We start from the raw sequence: 23,892 nt of genomic DNA, 5'->3' as shown, positions 1-23,892 counted from the left end.
CTATTTCAAACTAAATTGGCACAAATTGAACCGAAATAAGTGGCATCATCCGACCAAAATGACTGGCACTATTCGAACCGTAATATCCAGGGAATCGGTCAATATAAATTTGATAAAGAAATTCAGATTCAAGATGGGCGAGTTGATATTCGAGTTTTAGATATGATTAAAATTATGAAGGGCGATTATCGTCCTTACTATTTTATTGAATGCAAAAGATTAGACGGTGCAAATTCTCAGAGGAAAAATAGCTTAAATAATAAATATCTTAATGATGGATTAAGCAGATTTATTACTGAAAAGTATCCTACATATTTAGAGGCAAATGGAATGATTGGATTTGTTGTGGAAAATATCGATATCGGAGATAATAGTAAACACTTTCCTGATTTTCAGTATGATAATTTTATTGAAAACTTTAAGTTTACATATAGGTCTTGCCATGTTACTCAAACATTGAAACGTATCGTTTTATATCATCTCATGCTAGATTTTTCAAGTAAATTAGCAAGAAAGGTAACCACTGATAGAGCCTAAGTCAATATGTACTTGGTAGGACGGATACTACTAGCCAAGGTTGGAATTATCTTTGAAAAGAAACTTGGCCTAATATCTAAAGTGTCATCAAAAAACTTAAGAAAAAAAAGCAGAATAAACGAGTTTATTCTGCTTTCTAGTAAGTTAATATTTATTAAAAAGTATACCTTACTCCTAACTGCATTTGCCAAGTAGTACCTAATGTACTGACATTTTGGAAAGGCGTAGTTGGTAAATCACCATTAACAACATTCATGTTAAATTCTGGTATTCCTGTAGCTGGAGTAGAAGCAGTATTAAGGACCGCTTTTCCACTACTAACTCCCGGAACCATTTTATTTCCATATAGCAATTGTCCATTATTCAAACGGCTTTGGATACCCCAGTTTTTATTCAAAAGATTACCAAAGTTTATTACATCAAGACTTAGCTGTAAAGAGTTTTTACGTCCACCAATATTAGTAAATATATCTTGGAGTACTTTGACATCAAATCTATTTAACCAAGGCAATAAAAATCCATTTCTTGGCAGATACTTTCCTTGATATTTCTCTAAGCCATTATCCTTAACAAATTTTTCTAAAGCATCAGCTTGTTGAGCAGCAGTAAACAAAACTTTTCCATTTGCGTCAACGCGATCAACAAAAGTCAATGAATTTAGATTTTTTGGTAAATAGATTAAATCAGCATTTTGACCATCTCTATTAATATCAGAATAATAAGTATAAGAGAAGCGACCTTGTGACGAACCATTATAATAAACACCAACAGTAGTAGCTAAATGATTAGCATACTCTAACCTATAACTCAAATGTGCCATAACTCGATGAGGAATTGCAAATGCTGAAGGATGTAAAATTTGATCATTTGGCCCATTTACGGTCGCAGATCCTCCCCATGCAGAACTCGCACTTGATCCAGCGTTTGCCGAAACCTCCTTAGCACTTGCATAATTATAAAATACGCTTCCACTTAATCCTTTATAATTAGGAACACTTAAACCTAAAGTCGCACTAACCGCATGTCCTTTAACATTTGTATTTGTCAATACTGTAGCATTATTTGCTCCAATTTTGCTATTATAAGCACTTCCGTTTACACCTGCAGGATAAAATGCACGGTTATCGCCGTAATCGCCTTCATCGCCGGAAGCACCATAGTTCAAGAATGTATTAGGTGTTCTTCTATTAGCTCCCAATTGAAATACCGCGTTAATATCTTTGGTATACAAGAAGTCTCCTGATAAAACAAATGGAGAATTAGGAATTTTATAATCAGCACCAACGCTTGTTCTCCAAACCATAGGCATTTTGAAGTCTCTATCTACTAAAGCAAATGAAGAAGGAGCTCCTTCCTTAGGCGTCTTAATAAATACGGCTTCTGCACCAGCAGGAACGTTGTTTAAATAATAATAAGGATCGGTGTTGAATTTAATGTTGTTGATCCATCCAGAAACAGCGTCATAACTTCCTGGCTCAACAGTATTTTGCAAAACACCAGCATTTGTCGGCATATTTGTTAACCAAACAAATGGAACTCTTCCCGAGAAAAATCCTGTACCACCACGAAGTACCAAAGAACGATCTTTAAAGACATCATAGTTAAAACCAACACGAGGTGAGATCATAATCTGTGATTTAGGCCACAAACCCGAATTATAGTTTTTAGGATTTCCATTGATATCCAATAAGCGTAGTGCATCAATAGATGGATTAGCCGTTAATTTATTTAAGTAAATAGGAAGTTCTGCACGTACACCATATGTCATTGTAAAATTGTCTGTTACAGACCATTTGTCCTGAGCATATAAAGAAGCTAGCCCAAAATTTATCTTTGAATAGGTATCCTGTCCCTCATATGGATAAGTTACCCCATACATAATAGGCGCGACTTCCTGAGGTGTACCTGTTTTAAGGAAGTCATCCACAGATGCATAACGATAGTATGAAGTTCCCATTCGAGTGTAAGAGTTTCCAAAGTTTTGAATTTCGAAAGCTCCACCAAATGTAAATGTATGTTTATCAGCCTTTAAAGTTAAATTATTCGTGAATGAATAATTATTATTAATCACATCATTTTTATAGGAAAATAACTCTGTACCGAAGCTCATGTAGTTACTCCCTGTTGCAGAACCATCCCATATATCAACGAATGGAAATAATTGACTGCTTGGTGTACTTCTAGTATCTTGAATCCTAGTATAGGTCGCTAAAAATTGATTTGATAATTGAGAATTAAAATTGGAGTTTAATTCCGCAGTAATTGATCTTACAATATTCTTAAATGCATAATTACCATTTTCAAACGTAATAGAGCGATCACTTACACGATTGGTTTGGCTTCTCGGATAAGGTCCTGAATTGCCGTTAGCAACCTGCATGGAGTTACCAACCACCTGATTGTATCGAAGTGCAAATTTGTGCTTTTCATTAATGTTCCAATCCAAGCGAACTAAGAACTTAGTACTGCTTTCCTTTGCTTCGTCGGCATATCCCTCATATCTACCTGGATCATATCCCCATGTATTGATTAGGTGATTTTTTACAGCTTCTAGATCTGAACGTTTTGTTCTGGCAATATTATTATTTGGATCTGCTACCCCATCTTCAGAAGCTCTCCAAAGGTTAGCGCCAGACGCATTGGCACCCGTAGCTTCCTCTCTCTCCGCGTTTACAAATAAGAATAATTTATTTTTAATAATTGGCCCACCTAAACGAAAACCGAAATTTTTCTTCGCAGCATCCACCTTATCTAGAGTCACATCCTCAATCTTCCGACCTTGGAAATTTTGATTTTGTAAATAATAATATGCTGACCCTTCAATCCTATTCGTTCCACTTCTTGTAACAGCATTTATACCTGCTCCAGTGAATCCCGATTGTGTAATATCAAAAGGTGCAATATTAACACTTATTTGTTCAATCGCATCTAATGATATAGGCTGAGAATTACCTCCAGGGATTGGATTAGAACTCAATCCGAAACCATTATTGAAATTAGCACCATCAATTTGCAAATTGTTATATCGAGCATCTCTTCCAGCGAATGAATTTCCATTGGCTTGCGGAGTCAATTTGGTAAAATCCGTAATACTACGATTTATTTGAGGTAAATTTTGAATTACTCTTTGATTTATGCTTGTAGAAGCCCCGGTCTTTTGCGCATTTATAGCTGTTCCAGTTACTACAACCTCTCCTAGTGTGGTACTGTTGTCACCGAAAACAGGGTTCAGGACGAAAGGCTCACCTAATTGCAAATAAACATCTTCATATACAACTGGTTGTTGTCCTACATAGGTAACTTCAACCTTATAAGGTCCCCCAACACGCATCGCTGGTAGGTTAAAGCGACCGGCTGAATTTGAAGAACCGGAGTAAACTGTTCCCGATGGAACGTGTGTAGCTTTGATAGTTGCACCCGAAGTTACACTGCCATTAGCCTCTTTTACAATACCTGTAACGCTACTTGTTGTAACCTGAGCTTGTACAGCACCATAACTAGCCATAACAAGAGCGAAAAAGAGTAAAGATCTTTTCATATAATGTGATTTGTTAAAAAATGTTAAGCAAAATTACTAAGAGATTTCAAATTACAAAGGACTTAATATAAACTTAACACACTAAACCACACCCTTTTCATGAAATCCACACCAAAAATCAGACATCAACCTATAATTTATCACGACAAAAAACGTTGTAAGATGTTTTAAACCAGCATTTACATTCTAATTATCGGATCAAAAATAGTTTTCCACATCAATTCTGGATTTTTTTTTGTAACAACATTCTTCCAATCGGAATTTAACTTTTTGAAAATTTTTAACTAATTTCCTGTCAATCGAGACTTTTATTAAACAACTCAGTTTCTTGTCGAATTTGAGCCACTATAACCTATGCTGATCGAAAAAATCAAAACGATTGTATAGACGTGATGGTTTATATAAAAAATGTTTCAAAAACCGAGAACTTTTCAGAAATTCGCGCACCTAATAATTTATGCTTCATGGAAGACGGTATTCAAAATTCTTCTTTTCTAGAACCTGCAGACCTTAAACTGTCTCCTGCAGGACTCGCTTTTTTAGCTTCAGCAGCCAAATGGGCCAATTTTTTGGCCATCGTCTGTTTTATTTTCATAGGCATCTCGGCCATCACCATGGTCAGCCTGATCTTTGGCGCAAGTGCATTGTCACTCGGTGCAGACGAATATGTCACAGCGGGGGCCTTATCCACATTCGGTGTCCTCTACCTGCTCTTTCTTGCTTTCTTTTGCCTTCCCATCTATTTCCTGTATAATTTTGGATCAAAAGCAAAAAAAGCAATCGAGAATCGCGATAGCATCCAATTGGAGTTGTGCTTAGATGCACTCAAAAAACATTATAAGTTTATTGGCATCATAGTCATCATCACCATCGCTTTTAATTTTATGGGACTAGTCGTTGGTGTCGTACTCGGCATTAGTGATGCTTTTGCCGGCGTATAATATAGCCATAAATAACGCTTATAAAAAAGCGGAGTATGCTAGGTGCATACTCCGCTTTTTCTATTGTATTGATTCTTTATTTTTTATAATATTTCATTGCGTTTGGAATCAATTTCTGAATATCCGCAATCCGTCGCTCATCACTCGGGTGCGTACTCAAAAACTCTGGCTGCCCTTTTTGACTACCCGATGCCATACGTTTCCAGAAATCTACAGCCTCATTTGGATTATAACCTGCCAAAGCCATAATAATCAAACCTGCTGCATCCGCATCAGATTCATCGCTTCTTGAAAATTTCAATTGCGCCAGGTTTCCACCTAAACCATACAGATTGTTAAAAACTCCAAGGGTACTGTTGCCAGATACGCCGGCTGCGGAACCTAAAATCTGTCCGCCCAATTGTAAAGCAATCTGATTCGAAGCCTGCGCTACGGAATGCTCCTCAATGGCATGGGCTATCTCATGCCCCATTACTGTGGCAAGTCCGGCTTCGGTACGTGTAACAGGCAAAATTCCGGTATAAACTGCCACTTTACCACCAGGCATACACCATGCGTTCACATCATCACTCCTTACTAAGTTGAATTCCCAATTGAAGTTAAATTGGTTGGCACGACCGGTGCTTTGCAAATATTGGTTAACCGCAGTAGCCAGCTTATTGCCAACACGTTTCACCATGGCTGCATCTGCAGTTCCGGTTACTACTTTTGCGCTATTCTTCGATAAAAAATCTTTATAAGCCAATGCAGCCTGTTGGTTCACTTGATCAGCACTGACCAATTTTAAATATTTTTTCCCGGTAACAGCTGAAGTTGCGCAACCTGACAACCCCGATGCCAGTGTTACACACGCTAATACCATAGCTGAATACTTAAACATTCCGTTCATAGTTTATATTTTATTTCAAGGGCCATATGGAGTTTCAAAGCGAAAGATAATCGCGTTTCCGCTCTTCCCACATGGATATTTCACAATAATTATTAAATCGTACTTAGCAAATACAATTATTGTGCCTATTCTTTTTCCTTAGCCTTTTTCTTGAAGAGATAAATCTTGGATTCGTGCCCCTTTAACAGGCGCTCAATATTCTTTTGGTGGGTAATTAACAACAGAATACAGATGGCTATGCCGTAAAGCAGCACAGAGGGTATGGTTGTTTTAAAAATAAAGGCCAAACTAAAGGGAAATGCAAATCCCGCTGAAATGGATCCCAATGAAACATAATGTGTGGTCAGCAGGATAATGATAAATACAGAAACACAGACCAATGCAGCCGGTGTATGGATCGCGAGAATCATCCCGCAAAGTGTTGCCACCCCTTTTCCGCCTCTAAATCCGGCGAATACAGGAAATAAATGCCCCAATACCGCAATAACGCCTAAGGCCAACTGAAAGTTGACAAATTGGACATCGCTCGTATTTTGCCCCAATTCGATTAAATAAGCGAGGTTTGTTGCTGTCCAGCCTTTAAATATATCTACAAACATCACGATCGACCCCGCTTTAGGACCCAATACGCGAAAGGTGTTAGTCGCCCCAGCATTACCGCTACCATACTCACGAACATCTACCCCATAAAATGCCTGTCCCAACCATACTGCTGTAGGTATGGACCCAAACAAATAAGCTAGTAATACTGCAGTTACTAAATAAATCGATATCATTAATTAAATCAGTTCTTATATTAATTTGGCTTTCAGACTAAGATCCAAGCTCTTTACACTATGTGTCAAAGCGCCTACTGAAATATAATCTACCCCGGCCTCCGCATACGATCGAATCGTGTCAAAAGTTATTCCCCCTGAGGCCTCTGTCTTGAATCGATGGTCAATTAGCTGAACAGCTTTGGCTACATCTTGCGGTGAAAAATTATCTAACATGATCCGGTCCACTTCGCCAAAGTTAAGAACTTCATCAAGCTCCGCAAAATTTCGGACTTCAATTTCTATTTCTATCGGTTTATTTAGGCTTTTTCTGTAATCATTTGCGCGCTTTAGAGCCGGTACAATACCGCCACTATAGTCCACATGATTGTCCTTAATTAAAATCATATCAAATAGACCAAAACGGTGGTTAGTCCCGCCTCCTATACGAACGGCTTCTTTCTCCAATACACGCAACAATGGTGTCGTTTTCCGTGTATCCAAAACTTTCGTATCTGTACCTTTGAGAAGGTCTACATATTTTCGGGTTGTCGTCGCAATGCCACTCATACGCTGCATAACATTCAGCACCAAACGCTCGGCCAATAAAATACTTTGAATATTCCCTTTAACATAAAACGCAATATCCCCCACTTTAACCTGGCTTCCATCATGGATAAATGCCTCGCAGGACAACGTATCGTCAACATAAGCAATAATCGCCTGCGCCACTTCTACCCCTGCCAAAACACCATTATCTTTAACAATCAATTTTGCTTCACCTTGCGCCCCAGCCTCAATTGTAGACAGTGAGGTGTGATCCCCGTCGCCCAAATCTTCTGCAACAGCCTGTTTTACAAACTGGGCCAGATATTCCTTGATTTCCTTCTCCATAAATACTATTTATTGGGCTAAGATGTGGAATAATTTTTTAATCGAAAAATAGATTTATAAAAAAAACGTGGCTCCGTTTAATTTTTGTCGATTCTCAGCTCTTCAATCGAATGGTTATTATTTCCTACGCCGATCTTAATAAAGACACGGTAATTGGCTTGTTCGGTTGATAATGTAAATGTAAAATATTGATAGCCATTGTTGGCATTGCTGGATTGCGTCAATTTAACAGCTTTGGGTTTATGCTGATTAAAAAATGTACCCAACATGATTTCAGACTGATATTTTGTATAAACGCCATTCTCTCCCAAAATAGACAAGGTTAAGTTTGAACCGAAATATTTGGCCATATTTTTTGCATTACCTTCTTTCAAATACGATTTCAGTTCCTCTGAAATACTTCCTAAAGAATCATCATCACCTGGCAAAGCTACCTTTACCTCTGTATTCACTTCACTTAAATAATGACCAAAGGCCGCAGTGTGTACAAAAAGACTATTAATAAGTATAAATGCGCAATAGCTTAAAAATTTCATATAGCTCAACATATTATAGAACAGCTTCTATCATCCATATCAATCATTAGGTAGCTCCGTTTTTTACCGAACATAAACTATGCCACAAACCTATAAAATTATTGGGGATTAACAAGGGAACTTTTTAAGATGCGTTGATAGATTCTAAAATTAAGATTATCTTTGTTATACGATGAATAAGAAAAAAGTTGCACTCATGATCCTAGATGGACTGGGATATGGAAAACATGATAAATCAAATGCAGTTGAAGCTGCAAACACCCCATTTTTAGATCATTTATTAGAAGCTTATCCAAACTCGACCTTAGAGGCTTCTGGTGAAGCTGTCGGATTACCTGCAGGACAAATGGGTAACTCGGAGGTTGGTCACATGAATCTTGGCGCCGGAAGAATCGTCTACCAAGAATTGGGACGTATTCACAAAGCTGTCAATGACGGCGTATTCAATTCGGATCCGATCATTCAAGATGCCTTTAAATATGCATTAGAAAATAACAAGAAGGTACATTTTATCGGATTACTTTCCGATGGTGGTGTACACGCACATACAAAGCACTTAAAAGGCCTATGTGATGCTGCAAAACATGCTGGCTTGACAAGTGATCAAGTATTTATACATGCATTTTTAGATGGCCGTGATACAGATCCAAACTCTGGTATTGGTTATGTAAAAGATCTACAGGCTTATTTAGAAACGACGACAGGTACTTTCGCTTCCGCTATAGGCAGATACTATGCCATGGACCGCGACAACAGATGGGAACGTGTAAAATTAGCATACGACCTTTTGGTAAAAGCAGAAGGTGAAAAATCAAATGACCTTGTTGCCTCTATCCAAAAATCATACGACGAAGGCGTAACCGATGAGTTTGTGAAACCAATCGCATTGGTAGACGCAAACGGTACGCCGGTAGCAACAATCCAAGAAGGTGATGTTGTATTCTGTTATAACTTCAGAACGGACCGTGGCCGCGAGATCACCATCGCTTTAACTCAAAAGGCATTTCCAGAATATGATCTACAACCATTAGATCTATATTATGTGACCATGACATCTTACGATGAAACATTTCAAAATGTCAGAGTTGTTTTCCAAAAAGATAACCTAACAAACACTTTGGGCGAAGTGCTCGAGGCTAATCATAAAACGCAAACGCGTATTGCTGAAACAGAAAAGTATCCACACGTCACATTTTTCTTCTCAGGAGGCCGCGAACAGCAATTTGAAGGTGAAAACCGCTTGTTGGTTCCCTCACCAAAGGTAGCAACTTACGATCTTCAGCCTGAGATGTCTGCCCAAGGGATTACTGAGGCTATCGTCAACGATATGGAAACACTTCAACCTGATTTTATCTGTCTGAATTTTGCAAATCCAGACATGGTAGGTCACACAGGTGTTTTTGACGCCGTAATAAAAGCAGTAGAAACTGTCGATCAATGTACAAAAACGGTGGTTGAAACAGGCCTTAAAAATGGTTACTCTTTTATTATTTTGGCCGACCACGGTAACTCCGAGTTTATGGTCAATGAAGATGGATCGCCAAATACGGCACATACAACCAATTTGGTTCCATGTATCTTGATTGACGATCAATATAAGAAAATAGCAGATGGTAAATTAGGTGATATTGCCCCAACCGTCTTACAACTTTTAGGCGTCAATATCCCCGTTGAAATGACAGGAAATGTATTGGTATCAGAATAATAACTTACTAAAAAATAGCAGCAGAGCACTTTCCCTTTTTCTGGGCAGTGCTCTGCTTTTTTGGAGCTGTGGATCACCCTCCGCTACAAAAAGCCCTCAAAAATCTTCAGACATATTTTCTGTTGATTCGTTCTTTACTGCCGAGGTCAATCGCCTTCAGCAACTCAACCCCTCGGTTCTAAAATCTGTCAACAAAGACGGAGAAAAAGAACAAAAGGAACTGAAAATTAGCAACTGGAAAAATGAACTCTCCGCCTTTCAAGCTGCTGACATCAGTAAAAACTTCGACCCCTCACTGTATGACGTCAAAGCCATCGACTGTGTAACGGAATTTACGGCTAAGAAGAAAGATCTGCAGATACAAAAATTACGGATCGAATTTGACAGAAAAGAAAAGGTGAAGCACATCCATATCGACAAAAAAATTGCAAACACCTTGTACGATAGTCAAGAAAAATTAGATTACTACAGCGACTCGCTCTATCGGATTGTCAAATTGCAAGACGTCCAAGGCTTAGACGCCAATCAATATGAAATTGTAGGGAAGTTTATTTCTTCAAAAAAATAAACAACCTAATTAGCCCCATACACAAAGCCCTCAAGAATATTATTCATTTCGAGGGCTTTTGTTGTAAATCCATTTTATCTTTTAAGTGAACATTTGTAAAATGTCACAATAATAATAAATGCAACACAATTGCTTTATATTTTATTTTGCTTATATTTGCCCAATTAGAAAAATAACGCAAAGGACAAATAGATTTAAACGTAGTGATTTCGGCGTGAAAGGTATCTCATTGAACAAACTGGCAGCTTTAGTGCTCTTAATGACCTTCTTAATTGGTCAGTTCATTGTGTATACCCATGCGCATCCGCAAACTGCCCTCAGCATCGTGGACAGCCCTGCAAAAAAACACCATGCAGATCATCCCAAGTGTTCCATTTGTGATCAAAACTCGCACCCGCAGATTGTTTTCCATTTTGCACTAGATGAGTTAATTCTTCCGGTACGCCAATTTGAATTTGGTTTATTTATTACGGGAGACCAAATGATCAGAGCGTTGCTTTCAGGAAATCGTGGTCCCCCCACCTGTTAATTTTTACGCTGATTCAATAGTGCTGATGCGATTTGCACAACACTATTGCCATAAAACAACTTCCATAAGAGTTTTTAGAATTCAACAATCATTGATCCATGCCATGAATTATTTAATTGCTGGGCCAAAGACTGGCACCTTAGGGTTCCGCTTAGCGATGTAATTTATGTTATCCTTGATATTACATACGTAAAAATTATTCGTACAGATGAAAATTAAAATTATAGGCTGCATTTTTATGCTTGTCTCCTATTTCTCCATACTTCCAACCCTTGCTTCAACCATCAGCGGCAAGGTAACGGACGCCAAAACAAATCTTCCGATTGCTGGTGCAACGATCTCATTGCAACAGCTTCGTTCGAGCACATCATCAGACCAACAGGGCCACTATACCTTTAAATCACTTCCTTCAAGCGGACGTTACCTGGTCGAAGTCCGTTTTTTAGGTTATCAGTCCATTGTTAAGTCCGTCGATTTAACTTCAGAAAATATTACAGTTGATTTTTCCCTGACAGAAAGTATTATTGAAACCAACGAGGTCGTCGTTACGGGTACACTGGTCACTTCACAGAGCCGCCGCAACAGCACTTCGGTTGCCGTAATATCCAAGGACGAACTTCAAGGCAATGCAACAAATCTGATCGATGCACTTGCCCGGCAAGTCCCCGGTCTAAGCCAGATCACCACAGGACAAGGCATTTCAAAACCTGTTATGCGGGGTCTCGGTTATAATCGTGTCGTTACGGTGAGTGATGGGGTCAAACAAATGGGACAGCAATGGGGCGATGAACATGGTATTGAGATCGATCAAAATCAACCGGATCGTGTAGAAGTCCTTCGCGGTGCTGCATCGCTGATGTACGGATCTGACGCCATTGGTGGAGTGATCAATGTACTTGAACCAAACGTTCCTACTGCAGGCCAGATTAAAGGTGAAATATTGAGTAGCTACTCCACCAACAACGGACTGACCAATAGCTCTGTCATGCTGACCGGTAATGAAAATGGATTTGTATGGCGTGGCCGCGGTTCTTACCAAAATGCCTATTCTTATAAGACCCCAGCAGGCCGATATGGCAATAGTGGCTTTAACAACAGCAATTTCAGTGGTATGCTGGGACTAAACAAACAATGGGGCTATTCACATCTTAATTTTTCGTACCTAAAAAATAATATCGGTTTTTACGATGCCGAACCGGGCGATCCGCTTTACATCAATTCGAAAAGCCGTACGCTTGATTTTCCAAAACAGGATATCCGCCACTATAAACTCGCTCTTAACAATAACTTTATCGTTGGATCGGGCAATTTAAAACTCGATCTTGGCTATCAAAAAAATCAACGTCGGGAGCTTGAAGAAGCAACACCATCCTTATTCTTCGATCTGAATACCTATTCACTTGATGCAAAATATTCTTTAAGCGAAAAAAATGGCTGGCAACATGTATTTGGCATTAGCGCAAGCCAAGAACACAGTGTTAATAAGGGGGTGGAATTCCTGATTCCTGCCTATGACCAGCTGGAGCTGGGTGCTTTCGGATATGCAAAGAAAAGCTGGGGTGAAAACACGTTTAACGTTGGATTGCGCTATGACTATGTCAACAACAAAGGCAAGCAGCTCTTTGTTGAAGACGAGGAGAAGTTTGCTGGTTTCAAAAATAGTTTCAGCAATGTCAGCGGTGCACTTGGATACACGCATATCTTCAGCGAAGACCTCAATTTCAAAGCAAATGCCGGTTCGGCCTTTAGAGCACCCAATCCTGCCGAACTTGGTTCGAACGGTGTGCATGAAGGAACCTACCGCTATGAGGTCGGCAATGAAAACCTTAAACCCGAAAGAAGTTACCAAGCGGATGCTACCCTAGAGTTTGGACATAGTATCGTTACAGGAAGTATCGGAATCTATGAAAACTATATTCACAACTTTATCTATGCCTCAACCACAAAAGGCGACACAAAAACTGTCATCAGTGACAATGGCGATTCACATACCTACGACGTATATCGCTATGGTCAGGTTAATGCCAATCTATATGGTGTCGAAGGAAGCCTGAATTTTCATTTGCTAAACTGGATCCACCTCGACAATACTTTCAGTTATACCCATGCACAGAACAATACATTTGACAGACCGCTGGCATTAATTCCTGCCGGAGTCGTGCACAACACTTTACGTCTTGAACCTAAGATTACTGGATTAAATGCGTTCTACGTTTCTGTCGGTCTCGACAATTATTTCAAACAGAACCGCATCGACGAAACCTTTGAAACTCCGGCCGATTCCTATACCTTATTGAATGCTGGAATCGGTACAACATTACATCTTGGATCGCAGCAATTAAAAGTATTTGCTGCAGCGTCCAATTTGACCAACAAGCGTTATTACGACGCACTGAGCAGATTACGCCCGGGACGTCTATCACAGGAAGATCCCAATTTTGGTGTCTATAATATGGGAAGAAATATCACTTTCGGTGTTTACCTCCCACTTAGCATCAAGTAAATTAAAAAAGGCGGGATCATTTAAGATCTCGCCTTTTTTAGCTATTATTTGGGGTCATCTGCAGTTGCCTCTCTTGCCAATGGCACATCGTCGGGCATTGCTTCCAAAGAGGAATCCAGGGCAAACAAGGATTCATCCGAAGCGCGGTCACCACCGGCGATTTTCAACTTATCAATCAATTCCAATGCTAATTTCTCTTCTTCGATCTGTTCTTTAACAAACCACTGTGCAAAGTTCCAGGTTGCCCAGTCCTTCTCCGCCATTGCCAAATTGACAATATTATAGATCGCTTCCGTATTATCCACTTCGTGTTTAAAAACACGGTTGAAACACTCTGTCAACGATTGCGGATCTGCTGGAGGCTGTGCAATGGCTTCTATCCGTGGCCGGCCACCCCGTTCCAAAATATAACCCATAATCTTCGTCATGTGGTTACGCTCTTCCTGCGCATGCCGATACAGAAAATTGGCAATTCCGCCATAGCCCTGATCGTCTGCCCATATACCCAATGCCAGATATATCTGAGCTGCCTCAGCTTCCTTCGTCATTTGCTTGATTAGAGTTTCTTGCATGTCTTTTGACAATCGATTCGTTTCCATATGTCATCTATTTGATTTAGTAAAGAACACCATTATCAGGCATTTCGTTTGAAATTTATCGAACTAAAACAGGCAAAATCGCTGTGGGCGTAATGAGCAAGTCCCTCGTTTTATATTGCACAAAAAAAGGGAAAACCAGCTGGAATTCCCTTTTCTATGCTTAATAGTGATACTATTTCAAGTTATCTCTATATACTTTTGCTTTTTTGATTTCCGTTTGGATATCTTTCTTCGATGCATCAAAGCTTAACACTTTTTCATAATCCTTGATTGCATTATTGTAAGCGTCAGTTGCCATCGCTTTATTGTAATTAGGCGTACCTTCTGTTCCAATTAAAATACCCAAATCACGACTAGCAATCGCTCTATTTTGATAAAATTTCGCATCACTTGGATTAATAGTAATTGCTTTTGAATAATCCTCAATAGCTACTTTCAACAATTGCTCTTTGTTGGCAACAGATGTTTTGTTTGTTGCCTGAACAGCAAGATTGTTTGTTGCTTTCGCTTTAAAGTATAAAGCATTGGCATTTTTACCGTTTAATGCAACTACTTTTCCAAACGTTTCAGCTGATTTTTTATAATCACCGTTTTGAAACTGAGAATATCCCAACATATATAATACATCCGGATCTTTCCCTTCCTGAGGTAGGGCTTTGGTCAAGTATGACTCAGCATTCTTGAAATCACCATCCAAAAGAGCTTTTTGCCCCATTCTCACATTAGCGTTGCTATGCTCAGCCTGTTTTGGTTGTTGTGCATTTGCGCTAAAAGCAACTAAAGCAAAAACCCCTGTAAACAAACCCAATTTAAATGATTTTAAATTCATATCTAAATAGTTACGTTTTTATATTCTCTCTTTAATGATCACAATCGATCAATTTCATATCCGCGAAAAAAGCTTCTGGCACTGTCTCTAGTCATAATAAAGATGCCATCAGCGTTGTTTCACAATCCAATATTACAATTATTATGCCTATTTCTCTAACAAATGGCAGATAAATTTTATTTAACCTGCCTTTTTTTCCTATTCTAGGAAATAGATTTGTAATTTTGCTCACTTTTAGCAATTGGCACTCCCCTTGCAATATACGGGAAACAATAATAGAAGCTTAAAATTTGAGCGTCAGCCGTCAACATGTCAGCGACTGCCAAATACACAAAATAAATACTATGAGCAAATTCGAAACTTTTGATTTCAGTCAAGCAATTCCAATCGTTGCAGAGGATACCGAATTCTTCCCCTTACTCACCCAAGAGGATGAAGATAATATGGCGAATGCTGAAATTCCAGAAGCATTGTCTATTTTGCCTTTACGTAATACCGTATTATTTCCCGGTGTTGTCATTCCGATTACCGTAGGTAGAGATAAATCCATCAAACTTGTCAAAGAAGCCTATAAAGGCAGCAAGACTATCGGTGTTGTTTCTCAAAAGGACATGACAGTAGAGGACCCAGGATTTGAAGAACTAAACAAAGTGGGCACCGTTGCCCATATCATCAAAGTACTTCAAATGCCTGATGGTAATACCACCGTCATCATCCAGGGAAAACAACGATTCAACTTGTTGGAAATTGTCGATACAGAGCCTTATTTAAAGGCGCGTGTGGAGAAATTCAACGAAGCGAAGCCGAAGATGACCAAGCACTTTAAAGCGACAATTTCTACCTTAAAAGAAATGGCGCTGCAAATCATCCAACTTTCACCAAACTTACCGAGTGAAGCTGGTATAGCGATTAAGAATATTGAAAGCCCCTCGTTTCTGATCAATTTCATTTCGTCGAATATCAATGTCGAAATGACAAAAAAACAGGAGCTGCTTCAAATACCTAAAGTAGAGAATCGGGCCAAACTTTTACTGGAACTGTTGACTACAGAAATCCAGATGCTGGAATTAAAACACCAGATACAAAATAAAGTACGTGTGGACCTTGACAAGCAACAACGCGACTATTTCTTGAACCAACAGCTTAAAACTATTCAGGAAGAATTGGGCGGAAATACCCCCGATCTTGAATTGGAAGAGCTTAAAAAACGCGGCAAAACAAAGAAATGGAGTATTGAAGTAGAAAAACATTTCACCAAAGAACTCGAAAAGCTTTCTCGTATCAATCCTGCAGCTGCAGATTACTCGGTGCAGCTCAATTACCTGGAGCTACTGCTCGATCTGCCTTGGAATGAAACAACAAAAGATAATTTTGATTTAAACAAAGCACAAAAAGTGCTCGATAAAGATCATTATGGGCTTGAGAAAGTAAAAAAACGTATCATTGAATACCTTGCGGTATTGAAATTAAAAAATGATATGAAAGCGCCAATCCTTTGTTTGGTGGGCCCTCCGGGAGTCGGTAAGACTTCTTTGGGCAGATCTATTGCCAAAGCATTGGGCCGTAAATATACCCGTATGGCTTTGGGTGGTGTACGCGATGAAGCTGAAATCAGAGGGCACCGCAAAACTTACATCGGCGCAATGCCGGGCCGCATCATTCAATCCCTGAAAAAAGCAGGCGCAGCAAATCCTGTTTTTATCCTGGATGAAATCGATAAGATGAGCGCGGATTTCAAAGGTGATCCTTCTTCTGCCCTGTTGGAAGTATTGGATCCGGAACAAAACACGCATTTCTATGATCACTATGTGGAAATGGAATTTGATCTTTCCAAAGTGATGTTTATCGCAACAGCCAACTCGCTAAGTTCTATTCAGCCAGCTTTATTGGACAGAATGGAGATCATCGAAGTGAATGGCTATACCATCGAGGAGAAAATCGAAATAGCAAAAAAACACCTGTTGCCAAAACAGCGCGAAATGCATGGAATGGCATCTAAAGATGTGACCCTAAAAGGCAAGATCATTGAAAAGATCATCGAGGACTACACGCGCGAATCTGGTGTACGGGGATTGGAAAAGAAGATCGGCTCGGTCGTACGTGGCATCGCAACGCGCATTGTTATGGAAAAAGATTACAACCCGAGTATCAATGAACAGGATCTTCTGGACATCTTGGGTGCACCGATCTTTGATAAAGACATTTACGAAAATAACAATGTTGCCGGCGTCGTTACAGGTTTAGCCTGGACTTCTGTAGGTGGCGATATTCTATTTATAGAATCTTCTTTGAGCCCAGGGAAAGGACGTTTGAGCCTGACTGGTAATCTAGGGGAAGTTATGAAGGAATCGGCATCGATTGCATTGGCCTACCTGAAAGCACATGCTTCGGATTTTGGCATTGACTACCGTGTATTTGACCATTGGGACATCCATATTCACGTCCCTGCAGGAGCCATTCCAAAAGATGGTCCTTCGGCTGGTATAACGATGCTTACAGCATTGACATCACTATTTACACAACGTAAAGTGAAGGAGAAACTAGCCATGACCGGTGAAATCACCTTACGTGGAAAAGTGTTACCTGTAGGCGGTATCAAGGAAAAAATTCTTGCTGCTAAACGTGCTAACATCAAAGATATTATCCTTTGTAAATCCAATGAAAAGGATATCCTAGAGATCAAGGAAGATTACATCAAAGATATGCAGTTTCACTACGTGACTGAAATGTCGCAAGTGATCAAACTCGCATTGTTGGAAGAAAAAGTTATTGGCGCCATTGATCTGGCACAGCATATAGAAAACACAAAAAAGGAGAGCTAACAGCTAACCGAAAGGTTTTTAAATGACAAAGGGGCTATCCAAAAAAGTTGGGTAGTCCCTTTGTTATATAATTTTATACCGAATATTCTATTCTTAAACGGTTTGGGCTGATTTTTACACATCCTCCTTTAGTTTAAACTAAGCCTTCTTTTACGGTTAACTTCTGATAACGCATATCATCGTTTAGATCCCAACTTTTCATGCAATAGCTCCTCGTCCAAACTGTTTTCATATTTGGAGATCACCAATGTCGCCGCCGAATTTCCGATCAAATTTGTAATCGCCCTTGCTTCACTCATAAAACGGTCCACACCAAAGATCAGAGCTACGGATTCGACAGGTACATGTCCGACAACAGGTAAGGTCGCGGCAAGGGTAACAAAACCGCTCCCCGTGACGCCGGCAGCGCCTTTGGAAGTCAGCAGCAATACCAGCAGCAAGGTAATCTCCTGCTCTAAGCTAAGGTGCATATTCAGCGCCTGTGAAATAAATACCGCTGCCATGGTCAAATAAATACTTGTCCCGTCCAGATTGAAGGAATACCCTGTAGGGATAACTAAACCTACAACAGGTTTGGCACAGCCTGCATCTTCCATCTTCTGCATAATACCCGGCAATGCCGACTCTGAGGAAGAAGTGCCCAAGACAATCAAAATCTCCTCTTTAATATATTTTAAAAACTTAAAAACATTGACCTTAAGATAAAAATACAAAACTGCTCCAATCACAATGATCACGAAAATAAAACAGGTCAGGTAAAAACTCACCATGAGCATGCCTAGTTTAGATAAAGCCTGGATGCCAAACTTGCCAATCGTAAAACCCATGGCGCCCATCGCCCCTAAAGGAGCCAGGTACATAATCATTTTGATAATGGAAAAGAGAACCTTTAGAAAAGACTGCAATACGTTGAGGACAGGTTCGGAAGCTTTCTGCCCTATTTTTGTCATACCGATCCCAAAAAGAACTGCAAAAACAAGTACCTGCAGCATATTGTCCGAAGCTACTGCAGCAATTACATTATCTGGGATGATCCCGATGATGAAATCCATAAAACTATGCGGTTTCTTGGATTCTGAAATATAATGAGATACCGAAGACACGTCGAGACTGGCAGGATCGGCATTCATACCGGTACCCGGTTGTATCAGATTAACAAACACCAGTCCGATAATCAGCGCTATCGTTGTCATGACCTCGAAATAGATAATGGAAGTCAGGCCGATTTTACCGACTTTTTTTGTATCCTGCATCCCAGCTATACCGATCACGATAGAACTGAAAATCAATGGCGCAATAACCATCTTGATCAGTTTAATAAAAGCATCTCCCAATGGCTTTAGCTTGACAGCAAAGTCAGGATAATAAATCCCACAGACAATCCCTATGAGTATACCCAATACGACTTGAAAATAGAGACTTTTAAAAATATGTTTCATGATCGGTTTATTTACTGAAAGCAATTCCCTTTGCTATTCATCGGTTTTTTAATTTAGGATTCAGAATTTTCTGAGTACGAATATAAAAAAAAGGGATGCATAAATGCATCCCTTCCTATGATATTTTCTAAACTTAATTACTGAAATATGCTCTCACATTTTTTCCTTCAATCCAGTTCATATAAGCTTTGTTGACAATCTTGTTTCCTCCAGGTGTAGGATAGTCACCCGAGAAGTACCAATCACCTTTATGTGCTGGACAAGCTTTGTGCAGATTATCCAATGTCTGATAAATGACTTCAAGATCCGCTTTCAAGTGGTGAGGTCTTACAATACGAGCAATTTCCTCCGAGATCTCCTCATCCGTAAAAGGTGCATAGATCGCTTTGACATAATTTTCGATATCGTTGACATCCTGGGTCATTGACAACACACATTTTTGATAAACTTCATCGATTATATGTGCCATACCACGTTGTTTCAACAGGTTAATTGCAGCTTCGAAGGCCACAAATTCGCCCATGCGTGACATATCAATACCGTAACAATCCGGGTAACGGATCTGAGGAGCAGATGAAACAATCACGATTTTTTTCGGATTCAGACGATCCAAGATTGTTAGAATACTTTGTTTCAATGTTGTTCCCCGAACGATAGAGTCATCAATGGCAACAATGGTATCTTCATGATCCTTAACAATACCGTAAGTCGTATCATATACGTGCTGTACCATATCTGTACGGTCTGCGTCTTGCGTAATAAATGTGCGCAATTTAGCATCCTTCACGTTGAGTTTTTCAAAACGAGGTTTAATACTCAGGATTTCATCCAATTCTTCATCAGAAATTTTTTCTGAGCGATTCAATAAAGTCTCCTTTTGAAAATCCCGCACATAAGCGTTGATACCGTCCATAAGGCCATAGTAAGATACTTCGGCCGTATTTGGAATAAACGAGAATACGGTATTTTTGATATTATTCTTGACAGATTCCAATACCTGAGGCACCAGTAATCTACCTAATTCTTTACGTTCCTGATAGATATCAGCATCCGATCCACGCGAGAAGTAAATCCGTTCGAAAGAACAAGAACGTTGTTCTACGGGCTGTCTAAACATCTCTTCGGTTACCGTGCCATCTTTTTTGGCAATCAGGGCATGGCCTGGTTTAATTTCCTTCACAGCACCAATAGGAATATTGAATGCCGTCTGGATGACAGGTCTTTCCGATGCCACCACCAAAATCTCCTCATCCTGATAATAAAACGCCGGACGGATACCCGCTGGATCACGCATAACAAAAGCATCACCATGACCAAAGATACCTGCGATGGTATAACCGCCATCCCAAGTTTTGGCCGAACGCTTCAATATCTTGGTCACATCAATATTTTTAGCGATCAAAGAACTGATCTCAATATTAGAATGACCTTCTTTTTTGAACTGATCGAAAAGATCTTGGTTTTCATCATCCAGGAAGTGGCCAATTTTTTCCAAAACGGTTACTGTATCCGCCTTTTCTTTTGGATGTTGTCCCAACTCATATAATTGTTGCAACAATTCATCCACATTGGTCATGTTGAAGTTACCCGCTACCACCAAATTGCGAGACATCCAGTTGTTTTGTCTCAAAAATGGGTGACAGCTTTCGATACTGTTCTTTCCATGCGTTCCATAGCGTAAATGTCCTAAAAGTACTTCTCCGGTAAAACTTACGTTATCTTTTAACCATTGTGTATCTTTTGACTCCTCCGGAAACGCTTTCTGAACAGAAGCGAATTTTTTCTGCACATATTCGAATATATCTGCCACAGCAGTTGAGCCCATAGCTCTGTAACGCGAAATGTAACGATTTCCAGGTTTAACATCAAATTTAATGGTTGCAATTCCAGCCCCGTCTTGTCCACGGTTGTGCTGTTTTTCCATTAATAGGTACAATTTGTTGATGCCATAAAATGGCGTACCATATTTTTCCTGATAATAAGATAAGGGTTTTAACAGGCGAATTAGTGCGATTCCGCACTCGTGTTTAATAGCGTCGCTCATATCTTGATTTGATGACGCAAAAATAAGAATTATTTAGCACTTACCGATCCCTCCCCGCACTTTTTCCGCAATAAAATTACAGTGAATAGACAGTGGCTCTTTGGGATAGCGCCTTAAAGCTTATTGGGCAATAAAAACAGGTACCTTCACTGCATGCCGCAGCTTGTTGACCGTCTCACCAAAAACAAAATCCTTCACACCACTGTGCCCATGGCTTCCAACAACCAATAGATCGGCCTCATATTTTTCGCAAACCTCAGCAATACTCTTGATCCGGTTATTGTAACCCAATTCGTATTCCGTTTGATGTCCCTGCGACAATAGAAAATCAGCATACAATTTTAGGCGCTCCAGATCCTGACGTGATTCAAAATCATCTGTCGACTCCCCCGTATATTTAACGGATGCACTTTCAACGATATGGACAACGACAAATGTGGTATCTTCATGCGAAAGCTGCAGAGCATATTGAATGACTTTCTGGTCAGAATTTGAAAAGTCCAAGGCAATTACAACTTTCTTAAAGGAGCCTTTATGTTCAAAATGCAATGCTTCAAATGGTGGATGGACCTCCAGTTCAATGGGTTTCGATTTCAATAGAATTGGATATAACACCGTCATCACAAGCAAAGCGAACAAACCAACTGCGCCTAATATCAGCAACACCGTTACCAAAATATTATTTGCCTCTCCAATCCAGCCGACGACTTCGTCGTAGACCAATTTAAAATTCAGCACCGCTATAATGGCCGCTATCAACCAAGCAAATGCCTTTGTTAACGGTTTAATTGCAAAAACACCCATCTTGACTTTGTCACTCACAAAATGGATCAACGGAATAACGGCGAAGGCAAGCTGCATGCTCAAGATCACCTGACTAAAGATCAGCAGTTGTCCAACGCGACCTTCACCCGAAATCAGAATCACCAATACAGCCGGGATAATAGCCAAAAGCCGGGTAATAATTCTTCGCAAGGTTGGACTGATCCGCAGTCTAAGATAGCCCTCCATCACAATCTGTCCGGCGAGAGTACCGGTCACAGTTGAGCTCTGTCCCGCAAGAATCAATGCGACAGCAAATAGCTTAGATGCCCATTCAGTCCCCAGCAGGTTGCCCAATAGATGATAAGCATCTTCGAGTTCGGCCACATCGTGCATACCATTCTTATGAAACACAGACGCGGCAAGGATCAATATCGCGGCATTCACCAAAAATGCCAGGTTCAAAGCGATGGCACTATCCCAAAAGTTATATTTGAGTGATTTTCGGATTGAAACTTCATTCCGGTCAATTTTCCGTGTCTGAACCAGGGCCGAATGCAGATATAGATTGTGCGGCATGACGGTAGCTCCTATAATTCCGATAGCGATGTACAGGGCGGCGCTATTCGGGATACTGGGTATAAATCCTGTAGCCACCTCCGCAAAATCGGGTTTCGCCAAAAACATTTCTACCAGAAAACACATGCCGATAAGGGCGATCAGTCCGATGATAAAAAGCTCCATTTTTCGCATCCCCAGCTTCTGAAGATAGAGCAATAGGAAGGTATCTGCAAAACTGATCATGACGCCCCAGAGCAGATCGATGCCGAAAAGTAGGTTAAGACCGATGGCCATTCCCAGGACCTCAGCCAGGTCACAGGCAGCAATCGCAATTTCAGCGAGTACATACAGCACAAAGTTCATCCGTTTAGGATAAGTTTCGCGGTTACATTGTGCAAGATCTTTACCACGTACAATACCAAGGCGTGCACATAGATTCTGCAGTACTAAGGCCATGATGTTACTCATCAATAAAACCCAGATCAGGGCATATCCAAATTGGCTTCCGCCGGCAAGGTCCGTCGCCCAGTTGCCCGGATCCATATAGCCGACACTAATGAGATAAGCAGGACCAAAGAAACTAAGTATCTTTTTGAATTTGGATTTTCCTTGATTGACATCGACACTTTCGTGGATATCAGATAGGGATTTATGATGGGATTCGTCGTAATGCATAAGTTGCTGTAAGTGCAATATCGTCTATTGTCAGCCTTAAAGATAAAAAGCTTTACATTATTTGGCAATTTAAACCGCGATATAATTAGAATTTAAATGCCAGCTGTCCAGAATTTTCCTTTGACTGATTGCCAAATTGTATAAAATCGATGATCTCATACTGACCTAAGTCAGGTTTAAACTGCCGCACATGGACACCCTTGCACATAAAGTTCAGATCGACCGACCGCAATTGTTCTTTTGCGATCTCAAGACGTTCTGGCTCCAGTCGCCGGCCAATCGAAATATGAGGTTCATCGCTGATATCCATCAGATCAAACTGCGACAATGTATGCACCACCTTTCTCGCACGGTCCTTCAGATAACTTCGGGCATGTACTGTCGGCGCTATATAGAAAGCACCGCCTGCGAAAGAGGAGAAATGATCAAAATAAACATACTGACTGCGTTCGTAGGCCAAGGCTTCACGCAAAGCCTCAACAGCGACGGCCAGTTTATGCTCGTCTGCTTCAAAAGCACATATAGTCACATGGGCCTTGGAATTGCAGCTGGGGTACCAACCTTTGTTTTTGTCAGGAAATAGTTCAGCTAATGATGCACGTAATCGCCGCTTCAAGCCATCTACCAAAACAATACCAGCTTCATCAGGTTGAAAAACAAACGAATATTTATTGACACTACCCTCCATAACAAAAATCAGTTTTCGATCAGTAGGTAAGATAACAAATACAGCGGAGATAACAAAACCGAAGTCCAGCGTTTAGAC

General features: G+C 40.1%; 18 protein-coding genes. 7 read left to right on the top strand and 11 right to left on the bottom strand.

Annotation, left to right across the window (positions count from 1 at the left end):
• Window positions 1–39 precede the first annotated feature (39 nt).
• Window positions 40–537 carry a hypothetical protein gene (locus tag BGP15_RS16385; protein ID WP_286770136.1) on the top strand — a complete coding sequence of 166 codons (498 nt, stop codon included), beginning with the start codon at window positions 40–42 and terminating at the stop codon, window positions 535–537.
• A 154-nt stretch (window positions 538–691) separates the two neighbouring features.
• Here the strand turns inward: BGP15_RS16385 and BGP15_RS16380 are convergent, their stop codons facing one another.
• The gene (locus BGP15_RS16380) at window positions 692–4,075 is read right to left on the bottom strand and encodes a TonB-dependent receptor (RefSeq protein ID WP_286770135.1); all 3,384 of its coding nucleotides are present in this window, start codon (window positions 4,073–4,075) and stop codon (window positions 692–694) included.
• A gap of 464 nt (window positions 4,076–4,539) precedes the next feature.
• On the opposite strand from BGP15_RS16380, the gene BGP15_RS16375 reads away from it, so the two are divergent.
• On the top strand, window positions 4,540–5,016 hold the full coding sequence (locus BGP15_RS16375) for a hypothetical protein (RefSeq protein ID WP_286770134.1): 477 nt from the start codon (window positions 4,540–4,542) through the stop codon (window positions 5,014–5,016).
• 76 nt (window positions 5,017–5,092) lie between these two features.
• Here BGP15_RS16375 and BGP15_RS16370 read toward each other — a convergent pair whose 3' ends face one another.
• The 4 genes from BGP15_RS16370 to BGP15_RS16355 all read right to left on the bottom strand — a co-directional run bounded on the left by BGP15_RS16370 (window position 5,093) and on the right by BGP15_RS16355 (window position 8,090).
• Entirely contained in the window at window positions 5,093–5,905 is an 813-nt protein-coding gene (locus tag BGP15_RS16370; RefSeq protein WP_286770133.1) for a M48 family metallopeptidase, read from the bottom strand.
• A gap of 125 nt (window positions 5,906–6,030) precedes the next feature.
• The gene (plsY, locus tag BGP15_RS16365) at window positions 6,031–6,681 is read right to left on the bottom strand and encodes a glycerol-3-phosphate 1-O-acyltransferase PlsY (protein WP_046674998.1); all 651 of its coding nucleotides are present in this window, start codon (window positions 6,679–6,681) and stop codon (window positions 6,031–6,033) included.
• Between the two features lie 15 nt (window positions 6,682–6,696).
• Window positions 6,697–7,554, bottom strand: coding sequence for a carboxylating nicotinate-nucleotide diphosphorylase (gene nadC / locus BGP15_RS16360; RefSeq protein ID WP_286770132.1), 858 nt, complete (start codon window positions 7,552–7,554; stop codon window positions 6,697–6,699).
• A gap of 77 nt (window positions 7,555–7,631) precedes the next feature.
• Window positions 7,632–8,090 (bottom strand): DUF4783 domain-containing protein, encoded by a 459-nt coding sequence (locus BGP15_RS16355; RefSeq protein WP_286770131.1) that lies wholly within the window; start codon window positions 8,088–8,090, stop codon window positions 7,632–7,634.
• 172 nt (window positions 8,091–8,262) lie between these two features.
• Here BGP15_RS16355 and gpmI point away from each other — a divergent pair, with 172 nt between their 5' ends.
• From gpmI to BGP15_RS16335, 4 genes are all read left to right on the top strand, one after another.
• Window positions 8,263–9,795, top strand: coding sequence for a 2,3-bisphosphoglycerate-independent phosphoglycerate mutase (gene gpmI, locus BGP15_RS16350; RefSeq protein WP_286770130.1), 1,533 nt, complete (start codon window positions 8,263–8,265; stop codon window positions 9,793–9,795).
• Window positions 9,776–10,363 carry a hypothetical protein gene (locus BGP15_RS16345; protein ID WP_286770129.1) on the top strand — a complete coding sequence of 196 codons (588 nt, stop codon included), beginning with the start codon at window positions 9,776–9,778 and terminating at the stop codon, window positions 10,361–10,363. The genes gpmI and BGP15_RS16345 overlap by 20 nt, the downstream gene beginning before the upstream one ends.
• A gap of 229 nt (window positions 10,364–10,592) precedes the next feature.
• A complete protein-coding gene (locus tag BGP15_RS16340; protein ID WP_286770128.1) occupies window positions 10,593–10,892 on the top strand; it encodes a hypothetical protein in 300 nt (99 codons plus the stop codon).
• A gap of 208 nt (window positions 10,893–11,100) precedes the next feature.
• The gene (locus BGP15_RS16335) at window positions 11,101–13,395 is read left to right on the top strand and encodes a TonB-dependent receptor (protein ID WP_286770127.1); all 2,295 of its coding nucleotides are present in this window, start codon (window positions 11,101–11,103) and stop codon (window positions 13,393–13,395) included.
• A gap of 44 nt (window positions 13,396–13,439) precedes the next feature.
• Here BGP15_RS16335 and BGP15_RS16330 read toward each other — a convergent pair whose 3' ends face one another.
• Window positions 13,440–13,994 (bottom strand): ferritin, encoded by a 555-nt coding sequence (locus BGP15_RS16330; protein ID WP_286770126.1) that lies wholly within the window; start codon window positions 13,992–13,994, stop codon window positions 13,440–13,442.
• A 172-nt stretch (window positions 13,995–14,166) separates the two neighbouring features.
• Window positions 14,167–14,823, bottom strand: coding sequence for a tetratricopeptide repeat protein (locus tag BGP15_RS16325; protein ID WP_286770125.1), 657 nt, complete (start codon window positions 14,821–14,823; stop codon window positions 14,167–14,169).
• Between the two features lie 344 nt (window positions 14,824–15,167).
• Here BGP15_RS16325 and lon point away from each other — a divergent pair, with 344 nt between their 5' ends.
• On the top strand, window positions 15,168–17,645 hold the full coding sequence (gene lon / locus BGP15_RS16320; RefSeq protein ID WP_286770124.1) for an endopeptidase La: 2,478 nt from the start codon (window positions 15,168–15,170) through the stop codon (window positions 17,643–17,645).
• Window positions 17,646–17,821: 176 nt separating this feature from the next.
• Here the strand turns inward: lon and dctA are convergent, their stop codons facing one another.
• The 4 genes from dctA to BGP15_RS16300 form a co-directional block, all read right to left on the bottom strand.
• On the bottom strand, window positions 17,822–19,084 hold the full coding sequence (gene dctA / locus BGP15_RS16315) for a C4-dicarboxylate transporter DctA (protein ID WP_286770122.1): 1,263 nt from the start codon (window positions 19,082–19,084) through the stop codon (window positions 17,822–17,824).
• Between the two features lie 133 nt (window positions 19,085–19,217).
• Entirely contained in the window at window positions 19,218–21,128 is a 1,911-nt protein-coding gene (locus BGP15_RS16310) for an amidophosphoribosyltransferase (RefSeq protein WP_286770121.1), read from the bottom strand.
• A 120-nt stretch (window positions 21,129–21,248) separates the two neighbouring features.
• The gene (locus BGP15_RS16305; protein WP_286770120.1) at window positions 21,249–23,126 is read right to left on the bottom strand and encodes an Nramp family divalent metal transporter; all 1,878 of its coding nucleotides are present in this window, start codon (window positions 23,124–23,126) and stop codon (window positions 21,249–21,251) included.
• Window positions 23,127–23,211: 85 nt separating this feature from the next.
• Complete coding sequence (locus tag BGP15_RS16300; protein WP_286770119.1) at window positions 23,212–23,814, bottom strand: 2'-5' RNA ligase family protein; 603 nt, start codon at window positions 23,812–23,814, stop codon at window positions 23,212–23,214.
• Window positions 23,815–23,892: the final 78 nt, after the last annotated feature.

The sequence above is a fragment of the Sphingobacterium sp. 40-24 genome (assembly GCF_001899705.1).
Classification (GTDB): domain Bacteria; phylum Bacteroidota; class Bacteroidia; order Sphingobacteriales; family Sphingobacteriaceae; genus Sphingobacterium; species Sphingobacterium multivorum.
The sequence above is the reverse complement of the archived record's forward strand: the minus strand, read 5'-3'. Positions and strand labels throughout refer to the sequence as shown.

What these genes read in the sequence shown, in the direction of transcription:
- BGP15_RS16380 (WP_286770135.1), bottom strand. Translation starts at nt 4,075, where the DNA reads ATGAAAAGATCTTTACTCTTTTTCGCTCTTGTTATGGCTAGTTATGGT.
- BGP15_RS16375 (WP_286770134.1), top strand. Translation starts at nt 4,540, where the DNA reads ATGGAAGACGGTATTCAAAATTCTTCTTTTCTAGAACCTGCAGACCTT.
- BGP15_RS16370 (WP_286770133.1), bottom strand. Translation starts at nt 5,905, where the DNA reads ATGAACGGAATGTTTAAGTATTCAGCTATGGTATTAGCGTGTGTAACA.
- plsY (WP_046674998.1), bottom strand. Translation starts at nt 6,681, where the DNA reads ATGATATCGATTTATTTAGTAACTGCAGTATTACTAGCTTATTTGTTT.
- nadC (WP_286770132.1), bottom strand. Translation starts at nt 7,554, where the DNA reads ATGGAGAAGGAAATCAAGGAATATCTGGCCCAGTTTGTAAAACAGGCT.
- BGP15_RS16355 (WP_286770131.1), bottom strand. Translation starts at nt 8,090, where the DNA reads ATGAAATTTTTAAGCTATTGCGCATTTATACTTATTAATAGTCTTTTT.
- gpmI (WP_286770130.1), top strand. Translation starts at nt 8,263, where the DNA reads ATGAATAAGAAAAAAGTTGCACTCATGATCCTAGATGGACTGGGATAT.
- BGP15_RS16345 (WP_286770129.1), top strand. Translation starts at nt 9,776, where the DNA reads ATGTATTGGTATCAGAATAATAACTTACTAAAAAATAGCAGCAGAGCA.
- BGP15_RS16335 (WP_286770127.1), top strand. Translation starts at nt 11,101, where the DNA reads ATGAAAATTAAAATTATAGGCTGCATTTTTATGCTTGTCTCCTATTTC.
- BGP15_RS16330 (WP_286770126.1), bottom strand. Translation starts at nt 13,994, where the DNA reads ATGGAAACGAATCGATTGTCAAAAGACATGCAAGAAACTCTAATCAAG.
- BGP15_RS16325 (WP_286770125.1), bottom strand. Translation starts at nt 14,823, where the DNA reads ATGAATTTAAAATCATTTAAATTGGGTTTGTTTACAGGGGTTTTTGCT.
- lon (WP_286770124.1), top strand. Translation starts at nt 15,168, where the DNA reads ATGAGCAAATTCGAAACTTTTGATTTCAGTCAAGCAATTCCAATCGTT.
- dctA (WP_286770122.1), bottom strand. Translation starts at nt 19,084, where the DNA reads ATGAAACATATTTTTAAAAGTCTCTATTTTCAAGTCGTATTGGGTATA.
- BGP15_RS16310 (WP_286770121.1), bottom strand. Translation starts at nt 21,128, where the DNA reads ATGAGCGACGCTATTAAACACGAGTGCGGAATCGCACTAATTCGCCTG.
- BGP15_RS16305 (WP_286770120.1), bottom strand. Translation starts at nt 23,126, where the DNA reads ATGCATTACGACGAATCCCATCATAAATCCCTATCTGATATCCACGAA.
- BGP15_RS16300 (WP_286770119.1), bottom strand. Translation starts at nt 23,814, where the DNA reads ATGGAGGGTAGTGTCAATAAATATTCGTTTGTTTTTCAACCTGATGAA.